This window comes from Marinobacter sp. G5_S1_61_S3, from assembly GCF_054968585.1.
In genome coordinates, this window is sequence record NZ_JBQKUK010000013.1 from 63,228 (window position 1) to 78,734 (window position 15,507).

13 protein-coding genes are annotated in these 15,507 nt (G+C 58.7%); 2 read left to right on the forward strand and 11 right to left on the reverse strand.

Annotated features, from left to right (window positions below; all coding sequences use genetic code 11):
- Nucleotides 1-336: 336 nt before the first annotated feature.
- The 11 genes from ACTRWH_RS14005 to ACTRWH_RS14055 form a co-directional block, all read right to left on the reverse strand.
- Nucleotides 337-1,176, reverse strand: coding sequence for an ABC transporter ATP-binding protein (locus tag ACTRWH_RS14005; RefSeq protein WP_228210884.1), 840 nt, complete (start codon nucleotides 1,174-1,176; stop codon nucleotides 337-339).
- A 14-nt stretch (nucleotides 1,177-1,190) separates the two neighbouring features.
- Nucleotides 1,191-2,267: a FecCD family ABC transporter permease gene (locus tag ACTRWH_RS14010; protein ID WP_228210883.1), complete on the reverse strand. Its 1,077-nt coding sequence runs from the start codon at nucleotides 2,265-2,267 to the stop codon at nucleotides 1,191-1,193.
- Between the two features lies 1 nt (nucleotide 2,268).
- Nucleotides 2,269-3,273 carry a FecCD family ABC transporter permease gene (locus ACTRWH_RS14015; RefSeq protein WP_075194565.1) on the reverse strand — a complete coding sequence of 335 codons (1,005 nt, stop codon included), beginning with the start codon at nucleotides 3,271-3,273 and terminating at the stop codon, nucleotides 2,269-2,271.
- Entirely contained in the window at nucleotides 3,270-4,193 is a 924-nt protein-coding gene (locus tag ACTRWH_RS14020; protein ID WP_228210882.1) for an ABC transporter substrate-binding protein, read from the reverse strand. The genes ACTRWH_RS14015 and ACTRWH_RS14020 overlap by 4 nt, the downstream gene beginning before the upstream one ends.
- The gene (locus ACTRWH_RS14025) at nucleotides 4,193-6,301 is read right to left on the reverse strand and encodes a TonB-dependent receptor family protein (protein ID WP_036206338.1); all 2,109 of its coding nucleotides are present in this window, start codon (nucleotides 6,299-6,301) and stop codon (nucleotides 4,193-4,195) included. Before ACTRWH_RS14025 ends, ACTRWH_RS14020 begins: the two co-directional genes overlap by 1 nt.
- Before the next feature lie 266 nt (nucleotides 6,302-6,567).
- Nucleotides 6,568-6,777, reverse strand: a complete 210-nt coding sequence (locus ACTRWH_RS14030; RefSeq protein WP_036206335.1) for a hypothetical protein — start codon at nucleotides 6,775-6,777, stop codon at nucleotides 6,568-6,570.
- Nucleotides 6,778-6,790: 13 nt separating this feature from the next.
- Complete coding sequence (locus tag ACTRWH_RS14035; RefSeq protein WP_036206332.1) at nucleotides 6,791-8,023, reverse strand: TolC family protein; 1,233 nt, start codon at nucleotides 8,021-8,023, stop codon at nucleotides 6,791-6,793.
- Complete coding sequence (locus ACTRWH_RS14040) at nucleotides 8,020-11,166, reverse strand: efflux RND transporter permease subunit (protein ID WP_228210881.1); 3,147 nt, start codon at nucleotides 11,164-11,166, stop codon at nucleotides 8,020-8,022. Before ACTRWH_RS14040 ends, ACTRWH_RS14035 begins: the two co-directional genes overlap by 4 nt.
- Complete coding sequence (locus ACTRWH_RS14045; protein WP_228210880.1) at nucleotides 11,159-12,685, reverse strand: efflux RND transporter periplasmic adaptor subunit; 1,527 nt, start codon at nucleotides 12,683-12,685, stop codon at nucleotides 11,159-11,161. Before ACTRWH_RS14045 ends, ACTRWH_RS14040 begins: the two co-directional genes overlap by 8 nt.
- A gap of 80 nt (nucleotides 12,686-12,765) precedes the next feature.
- Nucleotides 12,766-13,161 (reverse strand): hypothetical protein, encoded by a 396-nt coding sequence (locus ACTRWH_RS14050; protein ID WP_136633538.1) that lies wholly within the window; start codon nucleotides 13,159-13,161, stop codon nucleotides 12,766-12,768.
- Nucleotides 13,162-13,382: 221 nt separating this feature from the next.
- The gene (locus ACTRWH_RS14055) at nucleotides 13,383-13,784 is read right to left on the reverse strand and encodes a MerR family transcriptional regulator (protein WP_085681284.1); all 402 of its coding nucleotides are present in this window, start codon (nucleotides 13,782-13,784) and stop codon (nucleotides 13,383-13,385) included.
- Between the two features lie 848 nt (nucleotides 13,785-14,632).
- On the opposite strand from ACTRWH_RS14055, the gene ACTRWH_RS14060 reads away from it, so the two are divergent.
- The gene (locus ACTRWH_RS14060; RefSeq protein ID WP_136633152.1) at nucleotides 14,633-14,902 is read left to right on the forward strand and encodes a hypothetical protein; all 270 of its coding nucleotides are present in this window, start codon (nucleotides 14,633-14,635) and stop codon (nucleotides 14,900-14,902) included.
- A 76-nt stretch (nucleotides 14,903-14,978) separates the two neighbouring features.
- Nucleotides 14,979-15,485: a DUF411 domain-containing protein gene (locus ACTRWH_RS14065; RefSeq protein WP_228210879.1), complete on the forward strand. Its 507-nt coding sequence runs from the start codon at nucleotides 14,979-14,981 to the stop codon at nucleotides 15,483-15,485.
- The last annotated feature ends 22 nt before the right edge of the window (nucleotides 15,486-15,507 follow it).

Sequence of the window (15,507 nt, forward strand, 5' to 3'; positions counted from 1 at the left end):
CGAGAAGGTCTCAGAGAAGATGGACCAGAAACCTAGTCTCGCTCCTTCGGACGCAAGCTATCGATGACGGAGGTATGGGCATGCTGACGAGGGAGGCAAACTGGAAGCCGCCTGTCATAAAAAAGCGTCAGAGGACTGGCAGAGAACCAGTCCTTTGCTCTACCCAGATTGTCGAGTTCGGATCCAGAAATTCACGGCTCAGGACGACTATCTCATCGCATTCGGAACGCCATCCAAAAACCCCGGCCACATGGCGATGGCGGTTGCCGCTGGCCATGATGGAGCGGTGTGGAGCGTAAATTTTGCCGACAATCTGGTCTCGAGGTGGCAGCGGGATTAAGTGGTCTGATGCTCAGCCGTTCCGGGGATCAGACCGTGATGGTTCGGTGTCGGGCTGTCCCGGAAAGACTCGGCAAATCCGGAACAGAATGGTCGGCCGTCCCGCCCCGTTGAGACGTGTGTATGCACCCGAAAGACCCGGTTGATCAGGGGCTCGGTAATAACCTCTCCGGGGCTGCCGATGGTGTCGAGCCGGCCGTCCGCCAGAACCGCAATCCGGTCGGCAAACTGTGCGGCCTGATTCAGGTCGTGCAATGACATCACCACCGTCAGTCCGTGCTCACGATTCAGCTTGGACAACAATTCCAGTACTTCCAGCTGGTAGCCCCAGTCCAGAAACGTGGTGGGTTCGTCCAGCAGCAGAATGTCGGTTTCCTGGGCCAGGGCCATGGCGATCCATACCCGCTGCTGTTGCCCTCCGGACAGCGCTTCCACCGGCCGCTCCGCCAAATCCGAAACCCCCGTCATTGCCATGGCATCGAGGGTGGCGTTGTCGTCGGTGGTGAGGTTGCGCTGCCACCATTTGCGGTGTGGGAAACGCCCCAACGCCACCAGATCCTGAACCCGAATGCTATCGGGAACGATCGGTTTCTGGGGCAGCATGGCGAGCCTGAGGGCCAGTTTGCCCCGGTGCCATTGGTCAACCGGCTGGTCGTCCAGGTAGACCTGACCGGTCCGGGCCGGCAGCAGGCCCGCGAAGCTTTTCAGCAAGGTACTTTTACCAGAACCGTTGGGACCCAGCAGGCAGGTAATCCCACCCTCGGGAATGGCCAGCGAGACGTTGTCCACGACCGGCTTGGAGCCATAGGCAAGAGAGAGCTGCTCGGTTCGTAACATGGAGAATCCCGGCCTCAGGGTTGACGCGATAACAGATAAAGAAAGAACGGTACACCAAGGACGGCGGAAACCACCCCCACGGGCACTTCGTAGGGCGTAAACAGCGTTCGACCGAGTAAATCCGCCAACACCGCCAGCACCGCTCCCAATAGTACACACAACACCAACTGGGCTGGAAGATTGGCCCCCGCCAGTCGTCGGCTGATGTGCGGAATCAGCAAACCAATGAAGCCAACCGGCCCCACCACTCCCACGGCACTGGCCGCCAGCAAGGTGGCAATCAGCAGCGCAAAGGCGCGCCAGCGGTTCAGGCCCAGGCCCAGAGTGCGAACGTGTTGATCGTCAAGCTGCATGACTTCCAGGGGACGCACTAGCACGCCGACACCGACCAGACCAATAAGCGTCCATGGCAGCAACATGCGGAGGTGCTGCCATTCGGCGCCGTACAGTGAGCCGGCCAGCCACTGGGCCACCAGTTCAGTATGGGCGTGGCCCCAGAACGCCAGTGCACCGGTGGTCAGTGCATGCAACATACCGGCAATGACCGCACCGGTCAGCGTCATTTTGACCGGCGACAGCTGGCCATGCCGCATGCCCAGGAAGTACACGGCAAGCGCCGTTACCAGCCCGCCTGCCATGGCAAACAGGGGCAAATATTGAAGGGCAAACGACGTATTGTTGTAAGGATCGGCACTGGACACCAACCAGTCTCCGATAATAAAAGCGACGACCGCCACCAGGCTAGCGCCGGCGGAGATGCCGAGAATGCCGGCTTCTGCCAACGGATTGCGGCTAAGCAACTGTAACAGCCACCCTGACAGGGCAAAGTGAATACCAATCAGGGCGCCAGTCAGGGTGCGGGGCAACCGTAATTCGAAGACCACTCGCTGCACGTGTTGAGTGCTGTCACCGGTCAGCCCGGCCCACACCTGGGACCACGTCAGGTCCACCGCCCCCAGCTGGACGCCTGCGACGATGACAACAACCAGACTGAGACCGCCCGCCAGAAGCAGTCGGGCAACGGGGCCGGCGCCTGGAATCTGCATTCCACGGCGGTCTGCCCGAGGCGTTGTCGTAGCCGGATGGGTCACGTTATGCGCTCCGGGGTGAGGTTCGCGAGTTAAGCAGATAGATCAGCCAGGGGGCCCCAATAAGGGCCGTCAGCATACCGACGGGTAGTTCCTGGGGAAAGGCCAGTTGCCGAGCCAGGATATCCGCTGCCAGCAACAACAACCCTCCAAACAGAGCGCTCAGGGGCAGCCAGTGCTGGATCTGGTTGCCGGCCAGCCGCCTGGCAATGTGCGGCGCCACCAGTCCAATAAACACGATCGGGCCGGTGAAGGCGACCAGTGCGGCGGCCAGCAATAAGGCCAGCAGCAAAAATATCAGTCGCCAGCGGCCGACCGACAACCCCATGGCCAGCGCCAGATCATCATCAAGTTGCAGTAAGCGGAAGGGTCTCTGCATCACAATCAGGGCACCGAGCGGAAGCAGCAGCCAAGGCAGCACCATTTGAAGCTGAAGCCAGCCCCGCCCCATCAGGCTACCCGCCAGCCAGTAATACAATTCCGCCGCCTCCGCCCCGGACACCAGTAGAAGGCCCGTGGTGAGAGCAGTAGCCAGTGACGTGACGGCGATGCCGGCGAGTACCACACGCTCGGGCTGAAGCTGACGGCGGCCAGCGATAGCAAACGTCAGAGCACCACCGAGCAGCCCCCCGGCAAGAGCCATCAGCGGCAGCCACAGTGCGCCCGGCGAACTCAGGGTTCGAAGCGACACCACCGCCAGGGCAGCAGAAGCAATCACGCCGGTGAGGCCGGGGGATGCCAGCGAATTCCGGGTAACGCCCTGCATGACAGCACCCGCAACCCCTAGGGCCGCCCCACCAAGGATACCGAGCAGGTTGCGCGGCAGCCGCAGTTCCAGCACGGTGATGCGCGTCAGCAAGTCGCTGCTGCCGTCGATGGCTGACAGCAACGAGGTCGGTGACACCCATCGGGAGCCCGCCATCAGGCCAACGAAGAACAACAGCACGAGGAGAAATACCGTTGCTCCATAGAGGCCCATCGGGCGTATGGCTGAATCGTCACCCGTCATTTGTCGGGTTCCGACGTCAGCAGCAGTCGCTGTATGTCGTCCAGGATACGCTCCCGGGCAATCGGACCGGCACCTTCTTTCCAGTAATGCGGCACTTCGTAAACCTGGTCAGTACGCACGGCTTTGAGATAGGGCCAGATGGGGTTCATCGTGAACGCGCGCTGTCGGCTGGTGGGCAACAGCAGAATGGTTTCCGGATTCAGCTCCAGCAAGGCTTCGAGACTGATCCGGTAGCCTAGTGGGATGCCACTGTCCGGATTCGGCGTCTGGCCACCGACATTGTCGAAGCCCAGACGTTCCAGCAACGCCGTTGGCAGAAAATGGTCGTAATAAACGAAGGGGGTTTCACTACCGCTGGTCAGCAGCGCCACCGTCTCGGCAGGCTCTGGTTTGTTGCGGTCCGCGAGTAATTGAACGCGATCACGAAAGCGGGTGTTGAGTGCGCTGGCTTTCGCCGGTGCACCCAGTGCCTGCCCCGCCAACTCTAAGCCCCGCAAGCTGTCCTGGACCGTGATCAGGTCCAGGGCCAGCATCGGGGCGATGGCTTCAATCTGGTCACCGTCTTTCTCGGTATAACGGCGAATGGCGATGACAAGATCCGGCCGGACCGACGACAGTACCTCCAGGTTTGGCTGATGTCGGGGGCCGAGCCCCGTCACCCCATCTAACCGTGACGCCAGGTAGTCGGGCACGCCCTGAAGTCCGTAGTCGGTGACCGCAACCGGCGGTGTATCCAGCGCCAGTGCGACATCCGCCCCAAAGGTCGAAATCGCAGCGGGCCGGACCGCCGGTGCGGACAACCGCAGGGTTTCCCCGCGGTCATCCGTCAACCGGATATTCTCGTCTTGCGCCCATCCTGACGCAGGCGATAGCAACACAACGAGCAGGATCTTTGCGATCCGGTTCCGTAAGCAGGCCATCAGAAGTCGAGCTGTGCCTCAAGAATAAAGCTTCGGCCCGGCTGGGGCACACGGCCGACCGGGCTGACGTCCACGCCCCGGAAGTAGTAATCCTCATCCAGCAGGTTGTTGACGGCCAGGCCCAGGTTCAGCACACGATCACCGCCAACCGCAAAATCGCGACCGACTCTGGTTGTGACCAGATGGTAGTCCGGCAACTCACCGGCACTGCCATTGCTGGTTTCTTCTTCGGTGTTGTCCGCATCGCTGTAGCTTTCGCTGACGTAAACCCAGTTCAGGCTGGCGTCCCAGGCCTGGTAACTGTACAGCGCCTCCGCACTGACTTTATGGGTCGGTGCGTTGGGAAGTTCGTTGCCCTCGTTGTCACCGGTCAACTGCTCGGTGTCGAGGAAGGTATAGCCAAGGCCCAGTTCCCACTGACTGTTGAGGGCCCAGCGGTTCGACAATTCGACCCCCTGGTGGCGGGTTTCTCCCAGGTTCTCGAAACGACTGGTCGAGCTGTTAAATTGGATCTGATCCTCATAATCGATGCGGAACAAGGTCGCTGAAGACAGCAGCTCGGGGGTGACCTGCAGGCGTGCGCCCAGCTCGTGGTTCCACGCTGTTTCATTGGCAACTGCACCGTCACGGGTGGTCTGGGCAATCTGTACCGGCACCAGAGAGCGCTGGCTGTTGGCAAAGACAAACAGGTCATCAGACGCCTGATAGCCTACGGTCAGGCCCGGCAACAGCTCATCAGCGTTGTTTTCCTCGGTGTTGCCAGTCAGGTTGTCACGGAAGTCCATGTCGACATCTTCATAGCGCAGGCCCGGTGTCACCGTCAGGCGGTCATCCAGGAACGACACAGTATCACTGATGTAAAATGCCATGGCCCGGGTGTCCAGGTGCCAATCGCGCGCCACGGAACGGTTACCGGAGGAAAATTCCAGGCGATTAACGTCGAACTCCACGTCCTCGCTGACAAATCGTGCACCCACGGTAATGTCGTGGCGGCCGTGGCGAATAGCAAGCCGTGGTTCCGTGCCCAATACGGTGAACAATCGTGGTGAATCCGCGACATGGGTGGAATCCAGCCCCGGGTCCGCCCAGTGGCCGGTGCCGCTGAGGTTTTGGCCGAAGTAGAAGGTGCGGTCGGCATCGTGCACAAAGTTGCGCCACTGGAATTCCACGTTATCGGCCGGCGTGTATGTCCAGGTGAAGGTCGCGCGGCTCATGTCCGCTTCGTATCCGTCATGTGGGCGCTGGCTCTGGGTGCGATCCTCTTCATAGGCTTGCGGTGTCAGGGCACCGGGCAGTTCGGCCTCGACGCGATAGTATTGCAGCTGGGTGGCCAGTTCATGCTGGTCGTTCAGGTAATAGCGGGCGTCCAGGATCAGGTTATCCACTTCGGTATCGGAGTGATCGCGAAATCCGTCGCCGCGCTGGACGTTGGCCTGGAACTGCAGGTCGAGTTTGTCGGTCGCCCGGCCGCCAACACGGTAATAGGTATCGGTAAAGACATTGCCGGTCTCTTCCGCAATGGTCACCCGCTCACGAAGGGTCTGAGATGTTTCCGCCGGAATCGGTTTGGTGACGAAATTCACCACGCCGCCCACGTTGTTGGGGCCGTAATGAACGGAGGCGCCGCCCCGGACAATATCCACGACTTCCAGGCTCGGAAGTGTAACCGGGAAAAGCGACACGCCGACGTTGCTGTAGGGGCCGATGGCAATCGGGTAACCGTCCAGCAGAATCTGAAGCCGTTCACTGCGCAGCGGGTTCAGACCACGCACACCGATGTTGGGAAGGATGCCCGTGCCAGTTTCATCAAGCACCGTGAGCCCCGGAACCGGGCGCAGGGCGTCGTTCAGATTCAGCGCTCCGGTCGCCTGGAGCTGATCTTCCTCCACCACCGTGCGGGCCCCTGTATAGGTCTTCTCGGACTCTTCGGTCGGTGGACCAAGCCAGTCAGCGGTAACATTGAGGCCGGGTAGCTGGGTGGGCGCATCAGCCTGCTCCTGTGCCAAAGCGGACGCCGAGCCAACAGCCAGAAACGACACCGGGAGCATAGCTATGGCAACAGACAGTCGATGGCGGCGCAGCGGCGTTGAAACTTCGGACTTTGACATTGGATTCTCCAGCACATGTTATTAAATTTGATTGCGCATTTTACTGATAATAATTCGCATTACAATTAAAACAGATTGTTCCTGCCTGAAGTCCCGCTTCCCGGACTATTCGATGAAATATTCGTTTGGGTGGGGATGCATCAGAAACGCCTGATGGGAAATATTCCAGGCGTAGGCACTGCGTTTCGCCGTCCGTAGGCGGAGTGGCCATGTCGGGGACATGGCCGCTTACCTGATCTCCTTCTTCAAAGTGAATCGTTTCGTCGCTACCGGTTTCGCAAGTATTTGATCAGTGCCAGGATGCCCAACACCAGTAGCGTGATCAGCAGTAGCGGCATGATCATCATGGGCAACATCATCCAGCCCATGCCAGGCATCATGGAATTACAGGCCTCCCAGAACCCGGCATCAGGGGCTGCGAGCGCCACTCCGGGTAACAGGATCAGTGTGAATAGCATTGCCAGTAATCGCTTCATGGTGAGTCCCCTTCTAGTTTGACACGCTGATGGCTTGCGTTGGTTGCAAGGCTTCGTATCTTGCCCTGGCATTAAATAGGTCGCGAATGACCGCTTCCCGAGTGAGCTTTACGCCAGTGAGCTGTCTTGCGCTGTTGATGGCGCTTTCCAGTCTGCCAGTGCCGCTGGCCAGCTCGTTCAGGCTGGCTTCCCAATGGGCACGCTGGTTGGGAAGATGTCGCTGGTCAAGAATTTCAAGGCGGCCGTAGCCAGCCTGAACGGACGCCTTTACATCACCAATTGACGCCAGCAAATCGCGGTGGGCTTGAGTGGTTTGCCACTGTCGCTGAGAGACTTCAGCCGCCGCCCTGCGAACGGCACTGCTCTGTCGTTGTCCGCTAAACGGAATCTGAACGCCCACGCCCACCATCCAGCGCTTGCTTTCGTCAGCCCACAGGCTGTTGTAGCCTGCACTGGCTGAAAATGTGGGTCTGCGGTCGGCTTCCGCTGCATCCAGCCGGGCCCGTGCTTTTGCGGTTCGTGCCTCCGCGGCCCGGACCAGCGGATGATCAGTTGCTAAAGGGATTTCCGCCACCATTGGCAAGCGGGAAGGCACGGGCAGCACCAAGTCGAATGGTTTCGGGCGACGCCCCAACAAAGGAATCAGGCTGGCGGAGAGGCGCCCCTGATCAGCCCGAAGCTCAACCAGTTGCGCATCCAGACTATCCAGTTCCGTTTCTATCCTGAGCAACTCGCTCTGGGTGCCTTCGCCGTATTCCAATCTTTGCCGGGTTATATCCGCTAATTGTTCCACCAGGGCGCGGGTCTCGTGATGCAACTCAATGGCCCGGTCCGAATACCACAAGCGGGCATAGGCCTCCTTAACGGAAGCAGTCAGTTTCCGTGTCTGCCACAGGGTGTCCTGTCTTGCCGCACGCACGCCCGCCTCCGAGGCTCCACGGGACGCCGATAGCTGATCCGGCCAGGGCAGCTTCTGACTGACCTCAAACCGGTGCCCGACCACATTGGGACCTGCAAGCGTTTCGGGTGCGATGCCGTACTTGACGACAGGGTCAGCCCAGGTATCCGAACCTTCCACGTTCGCCTCCGCTGCCTCGATTGCGGCTTGCTGCGCACTCAGGGAGGCGTTGTTGGCCAGCGCCTCCGCAATCCATTGCTCCAACGTTTCACGGGGTTCTGCCACAGCCGGCATCGAAAGTGCGATGAATGCCGCCAGAGTTGCCTGAGTTCCAAGGCGTCGAATCATTGGATCGCTCCTTTTTGGGCAAGCTTTTTCAAACGGGCGCGCTGCCAGAGATAGAAAATCACCGGAATCAGCAGCAGGGTCAGGATCAACGTGGTCACCATGCCACCGATCATCGGGCCGGCAATCCGTTGCATCACTTCCGAGCCGGTGCCACTGCCCAGCATGATCGGCACCAGGCCAGCCACAATGGCAGCGAAGGTCATCATGATCGGGCGCACACGTTGCGCGGCCCCGTGGCTGATGGCCTGGCGCAGGGCATCAGCCGATAATTTCCCTGGCTGATGATCGACGGCTTCCAAAGCGTTTTGCAGGGACTGGTTCAGGTACACCAGCATCAGTACACCGATCTCCACCGCCACCCCGGCCAGGGCAATAAAACCGACGGCCACGGCCACGGAGAGGTTGTAACCCAGCAGATACATCAGCCAGATGCCGCCGATCATGCCGAATGGCAGGGTGCCGAGGATAATGCCCACCTCTGTCAGGTTGCGGAAGTTCAGGTACAACAGGATGATGATGATCGCCAGGGTCAGCGGGACCACCAGCGTCAGGCGTTCCTTGGCACGCTGCATGTACTCATATTGGCCGGACCAGGCCAGGGAATAGCCGGCGGGCAGATCGATCTGTTTCTGCACCACGGACTGCGCTTCTCTTACCCAACTGCCCAGATCCCGGCCCTCGATATCCACCAGAGTCCAGCCATTGATACGGGCGTTTTCCGACTTGATCATGGGCGGCCCCTTGTCGATCCGGATATCCGCGACATCCGCCAGCGCGATACGCTGGCCGTTGGGTGTCACCATCGGCAGCAGGCGCATTTGCTCCACCGAATCCCGGTAACCCTGGGGATAGCGCAGATTGATGGGATAGCGCTCCAGACCCTCCACCGTGCTGGCCACGTTCATGCCGCCAATCGCGGTGCGTACAACCGATTGAATGTCTGCGATATTCAGTCCGAAACGGGCAGCAGCCTCGCGCTGTATATCCACCTTGATGTAGCGTCCGCCGGCCACCCGCTCGGAAAACACAGAGGCTGTGCCGGGTATGTCAGTCAGCACCCGCTCTAGCTCCTCCCCTATGCCCTGGATCACCGCCAGGTCAGGGCCGGCCACCTTGATGCCGACTGGGGTCTTGATGCCCGTGGATAGCATGTCGATACGAGTTTTAATGGGCATGACCCAGGCGTTAGTAAGGCCCGGAAGTCTGACGGTTTTGTCCAGTTCCCGGCGCAGGGACTCGGGGGTCACGCCGGGTCGCCACTGGTCCCGTGGTTTGAACTGGATAAAGGTCTCAATCATGGTCAGCGGGGCCGGATCGGTGGCCGTCTCGGCGCGGCCGATTTTGCCGAATACCGTTTCCACTTCCGGAATACTGGCGATCAGCTTGTCGGTCTGTTGCAGGATCTGCCGGGCCTTGCCAATGGAGATACCGGGATAGGTGGTGGGCATATACATCAAATCCCCCTCGTCTAGGGGGGGCATGAATTCACTGCCCAGCTTGTTGGCCGGCCAAAAGCCGATGATCAACACCACCAGGCCTCCGGCAAGCATCAATGCCGGCCGTCGCAAAGCCCAGCCGATAATCGGCCGGTACAGGGCGATCAGCATCCGGTTGATGGGATTTCGATGCTCTGGCAATACCCTGCCACGGATGAAATAGCCCATCAGCACTGGAACGAGAGTGATGGCCAGCCCCGCTGCTGCCGCCATGGCGTATGTTTTGGTGAACGCCAGGGGCGCGAAGAGTTTGCCCTCCTGAGCCTCCAGGGTGAAGACCGGCAGAAAGCTCACGGTGATGATCATCAGTGAGAAAAACAGCGCCGGCCCCACCTCACCCGCGGCCCGCGACATCACGGCCCATCGGTTTTGCGGTGTCAGCGGGGTTCGCTCCATGTGTTTATGGACGTTCTCCACCATCACGATGGCCCCGTCCACCATGGCACCGATGGCAATGGCAATACCCCCGAGGGACATGATATTGGCGTTGATGCCCTGGGCATGCATCACCACGAATGCCGCAAGGATACCTACGGGCAGGCTGACGATGACCACCAGCGAGGAGCGAAGGTGAAACAGAAACACCGCGCAGATCAGGATGACCACCAGGAATTCCTGCAGCAGCTTTCCATACAGATTGTCCACGGCGTTGTTGATCAGGGTCGAGCGATCGTAGGTGGGCACGACTTCTACCCCATCCGGGAGGCTGGCCTTAATCTCCTCAAGACGTTGTTTGACCCCCTGAATGGTTTCCAGTGCGTTTTCGCCGAAGCGCATCACCACGATGCCACCGGCCACCTCGCCTTCTCCATTCAGTTCGGCGATACCCCGACGTATCTGGGGTCCTAACTGGATATCTGCCACATCCTTCAGTAACAGGGGCTTGCCATTGTCATTAACACCCAGCGGTACCTGGCGCAGATCATCCTCGTTCTGCAGATAGCCGGTAACCCTGACCATGTATTCCGCCTCGGCCATCTCCACCACGGAGGCGCCGGTTTCCTGGTTGGCGCGGTTGATGGCGGCATGAATACGCTGCAGCGTGATGTTGTGGGCTCGCAGTCGGTCCGGGTTCACCACCACCTGGTATTGCTTGACCATGCCGCCAACGCTGGCAACCTCGGACACACCGGGCACGGTTTGCAGTTCAAATTTCAGGAACCAGTCCTGAATAGCCCGCAGTTCCGACAAGTCATGCTGGCCCGTGCGGTCTACCAGGGCGTAGGAGTAAACCCAGCCAACGCCGGTCGCATCCGGCCCCAGCTCTGGTTTGGCGGCATCGGGCAATTCTCCGGCCACCTGGCTCAGGTACTCCAGTACCCGGGAGCGGGCCCAGTACAGGTCGGTGTCGTCATCAAAAATCACGTAAACGAAGGAATCGCCGAAGAAGGAATAACCCCGAACCGTCTTGGCGCCCGGTACCGACAGCATGGCGGTGGTCAGGGGATAGGTCACCTGGTCTTCCACCACCTGGGGTGCCTGGCCCGGATAGGGGGTTTTGACGATCACCTGCACATCCGACAGGTCCGGGATGGCGTCAATGGGTGTTTCCTTGACGGAATACAATCCCCACCCCGTCAGGATGAGGGTGGCGAGCAGCACAAGAAAACGGTTATGGAGTGACCACTGGATAATACGGTTAATCATGAGCTGAGTCCGGTCTGGTGATCGAAGTCACCTGCTGGCCCTTGCCAGCGGGCGTCAGGGTGAAGACCACCGTGTCATCCTTGCTCAGGCCATCCAGCGTTACTTCGGGCGCGACTGAAAACCCCATGGTCATGCTCGGCCAGTTCAGCGCCGGGATGGGCTCGTGATTCAGCGTTACCTTGCGTTTTTCAGTGTTGATCTCGGTGATCACACCCCGGCTCTGGATCGGGTCCGCGGACTCGTTGGTGTCCATACCGGACATCGAACCCATACTGTTATCTGTCATCCCGGCAGTGTTCTGCTCCTCGAGCTCCAGTCGCAGCATGGCGGCCTCAAGGCTGGTTTCTGAATCAATCAGGAACTGGGCGGACACCACTACCTGCTGCCCTTCTTTCAGCCCCTCGCGAATGACCACCCTGTCGCCTGCTTCCTGGCCGGTCTTGACGGGCACCGGACGAAAATAGCCGTCCTCCTCTGCCAGCAGCACGTGCTGACTGCCGCTTCGCTGGATGAGTGCCGGGCGTGGGATGGTGAGCAAGTCCTCACCGATGGGCGCGTCCATGGTGAGATTCACGAACATATTGGGGCGCAGCCGGCCTTCAGGATTGGGGACGCGCACCCGAGCCCGCAGAGTCCGCGTCTTCGCATCCAGCTCCGGATAGACGTAATCAATGGTGGCTTCCCAACGGGTGCCCGGCATGGATGGCGTGGCGAATTCAACGGCCTGGCCGGCCATGACCAGCCCGGACTGACGTTCGAAAAACTCGGCGATCACCCACACCGTATCGCGGCTGCCAATGGCCATGATTTCGGTATCCGGGCGCACGTACATACCCGCACGGGCGGGCAAGGCCGCCACATAGCCAGAACCGGGGGCAAACACGGTGATGCGTTCACGCACTTTCCCGGTTTTTTTCAGGTTGGCAATCTGGCTATCCGTCATGCCCAGGGCGCGCAGTTTTCCGCCGGTGGCCGTCACCTCTGACCCCCGCCTAAGGCGCTCAGACATCAGGAATTCCTGCTGGGCGTTCACCAGCTCCGGTGAATAGATCTCGTACAGCGGCTCACCACGGTTGACCGTTTCCCCCAGTGAGCGTACGTGCAGTACCTCAACCCAGCCGGCAATGCGGCTGTGAACGTGGATCAGTTGGTCTTCATCATCGGTGACGTAGCCCACGGTTCGAACCGGAACAGAAACCGCACCCCGGGACACCGCCTGGGTTTTAACGCCCAGATTGGCCCGGACGGCTGCGCTTATCGTCACCCCGCCGTCGTCCCGTCCGCTGTTTTCCTCGGCGTATACCGGCACCAGGTCCATACCCATGGGAGACTGGCCGGGCTTGTCACGGCGGTAGTTGGCGTCCATGGGTGCCACCCAGTACAAGGGCTTACTATCAGATGATTCCTCAGCAGGGTTACCAGAACCGGCTGACTCAGACATCGGCATGGTTTGTTGACTGGTCAGCCAGCCAAGACCAAAGCCGATAGCGATTACTATCGCCACCAAGGCAATGCGCATTGATGTTTCCTCGTTTAAAGCTTATGAGCGCACGTTCGCCGCCCACAGGGCCGACTGAACGTGCAAATTAAAGACTCAGTTCAGGCTTTTGAGGAATTGGGGGGTGGTGTGAGGGTATCGAGGATGATGCTGAGATAGCCTTCATGGGGACGACGATGGGCGGGGTCTGACAGAGATTGCACCGGCGCGACTGCTTTTTCAGAAACCAGTGCACATAGCACCGTACCGCAGTTGCCCTGAGTGGCGGCGACAGCACAATCCGCCGATGCCATATCGCCACAGGCCATATTCTGTTCCAAATGCCCGTTAGTACTGGCTAAATCAGCGTTGCAACAATCCATCATGGCCATTTGGCTGAAACGGGCAGGAGGTTCCGTTGCGTCTGCCGTAAATTGCCCAAATGCCAGCACCGGCTGTATTGCCATGATCAGCAACAGCAGGTTAACAATGGCTTTAGGCGTTATTGAGCGTGGCAAGTGGAGTGACCTATATTGATGATTCTAAAAATGCTTTGACAAAAATGTGCGCATATCAAGACTTGGTGCGTATCACTAACCCGCCCCGACGGTTGATCACCATTACATGGGTTCGCGGCGGCTTACGCTGTGTTACTTCCATTCGCCAAGACGGTATCCTTAGAGTTGGCTTTAAGGTCAAGTCTTTTGTTGCCTGGATTTTAGTGGAGTGGGCCATGACATTACCCTCTCTGGGCAATAGCTTCGACAATCGGACAGTCGTCCATCGGCCCCTCGCCGGAACATGCCTCCAGAGAATCCGACAGGACCGCCTCAATGCGGGATAGACTCTGGATCTGATGTCGAATCTTCTCCAGTTGCTTTCTGGCGATGCGTTTGGCATCGGCTCGATCACCATTGGCATCCTGAAGCATCAGCAGTTCGCGAATCTCATCCAGGGTGAAGCCCCATTGCTTGGCGTGAATAATGAATTGCAACCGGGCAATCGCATCCTCCGGGTAACGGCGATAGTTGGACGAAGTGCGCGCAGGCTCGGGCATGAGATTCTCCCGCTCGTAGAAGCGGATTGCATGGCTGGCAACACCACTTTTTTCGGAGAGCTCACCGATATTGAACGTTTTCATCCACGCACCTCAGGCGTAATCTTGGAAGCACAGGGCTAACAATAACCTTGAAGTACACTTTAAGGTCAAGAGCTTTTCTGAAGGCCTAGCGCTTCTGGCTGCCGGACATGTTTGGCCTGGACCTGGAAAACTACGATGTGGAACTGAGCCTGCGCGCCACTCCCGATTCTGTTGGCATACTTCCCGGCGACTCCACTGAGCTATGGCGTTACAAGGCGGAACTAGAAAAGGGTCCAGACGATACGATCACAGAATGTAGCGGTGTCATTGAAATAAAAACTGCTAGCATCCGGCGAACTAAACGATTTACTGGGTGTCACAGCCACTAATGTTCACAGTGTGGTGCTAGAAATCAGGATGACCGCAACAAACCGCCGAATTATGTCTCTGTTGCTATCACTGATTATGGTGATAAGCGGGCCGGCGTTGGCGATTTCCGAAATGGCCGGCGATCAGGCGGATGCGCCCATGATGATGGATTGCAGTTCCATGATGTCCGATGCAACCGGAACCAGCGACTCTGCCTCTGATGGCAGAGTCAGTTGTTTCACAGGTTCAGACATGGCCTGTCAGGCCGCCAGCGGGCTGAACAGCTGTGGTGTCAGTATCGGTCTTTTGCCAACAGGCCCCAGCGGCTTGATTGATGCCGGTTCCCAGCCGGTTTTAAGCGCCCTTGAGAACGACTACCAAGATCCTTTCCTGGTTTCTATCACACCCCCTCCACAATTTCGCTCCTGAGTCTTAACCCGGACTTTTGCCCATTGCGGCAATGTCATTAACGTTAATTCTTACAAGAAAGCCTCGTGTTCACACCTATTCGTCACGAGTCTTTAACTGGAGCAAACCAAATGCGCAATTCAAATATCAAGCTTTCAATCACCGCTGCCATTTTCGCGGGTAGTGTTGCTTTCTTCTCTGTCTTCGCCCATGCCGAAGGCAACGGCATGATGGACCCTGACTCCGAGGAGAATGGAATGATGTCCTCCAAAGGCATGCACGGAATGGGTGGCATGATGGGCAGGATGTCCGACATGTCTTCGGAAGATCGCAAAGCGATGACGGAAGCCTGCATGAAAATGATGCAGAGCCAAGGCGGCGAGAAGGACCAGGACGCCTAAACCCATTGCCCGGGGAAGCCAATGTGCCTGCCCCGGGCCTTGCATTGCCGATGACCGAATCAAATCGAGGTTTACCATGAACACCAAGAAACTTGCCCTGTTTACAGGTGTAGCCGCTGTCGTTGCAGGCGCTACCACACTGGCAATTCAGGCTGGTGAGTCTGCCGAGCCATCAGCCGCAGTCGCATCTACTGCAGAGACTGGCACAGCCATCACTATCTACAAGAGCCCCAATTGCAGTTGCTGTCAGTCCTGGGCTGAGCATCTTGCGGCCAATGGCTTTGAGACCGACATTGTTGAAACCGACAACCTCAATCAAATCAAGCAGACCCATGGCGTGCCCCGCGAAATGGCATCCTGCCACACCGCATTGATTGGTGATCTGGTGATTGAGGGCCATGTGCCGGCAGATGATATCGTCGCTTACCTCGAAAACCCGCAGTTCAACACCCTTGGTCTCTCTGTGCCCGGCATGGTCCAGGGCAGCCCCGGCATGGAAACCGGCCGGAAAGAGGATTATCAGGTCATCGCTTTCAGCGCCAATGATCAGCAGCGCGTTTTGCGCGAACACAAGGATTACTGAGGAGAGCCAATAGCAAGAAAAC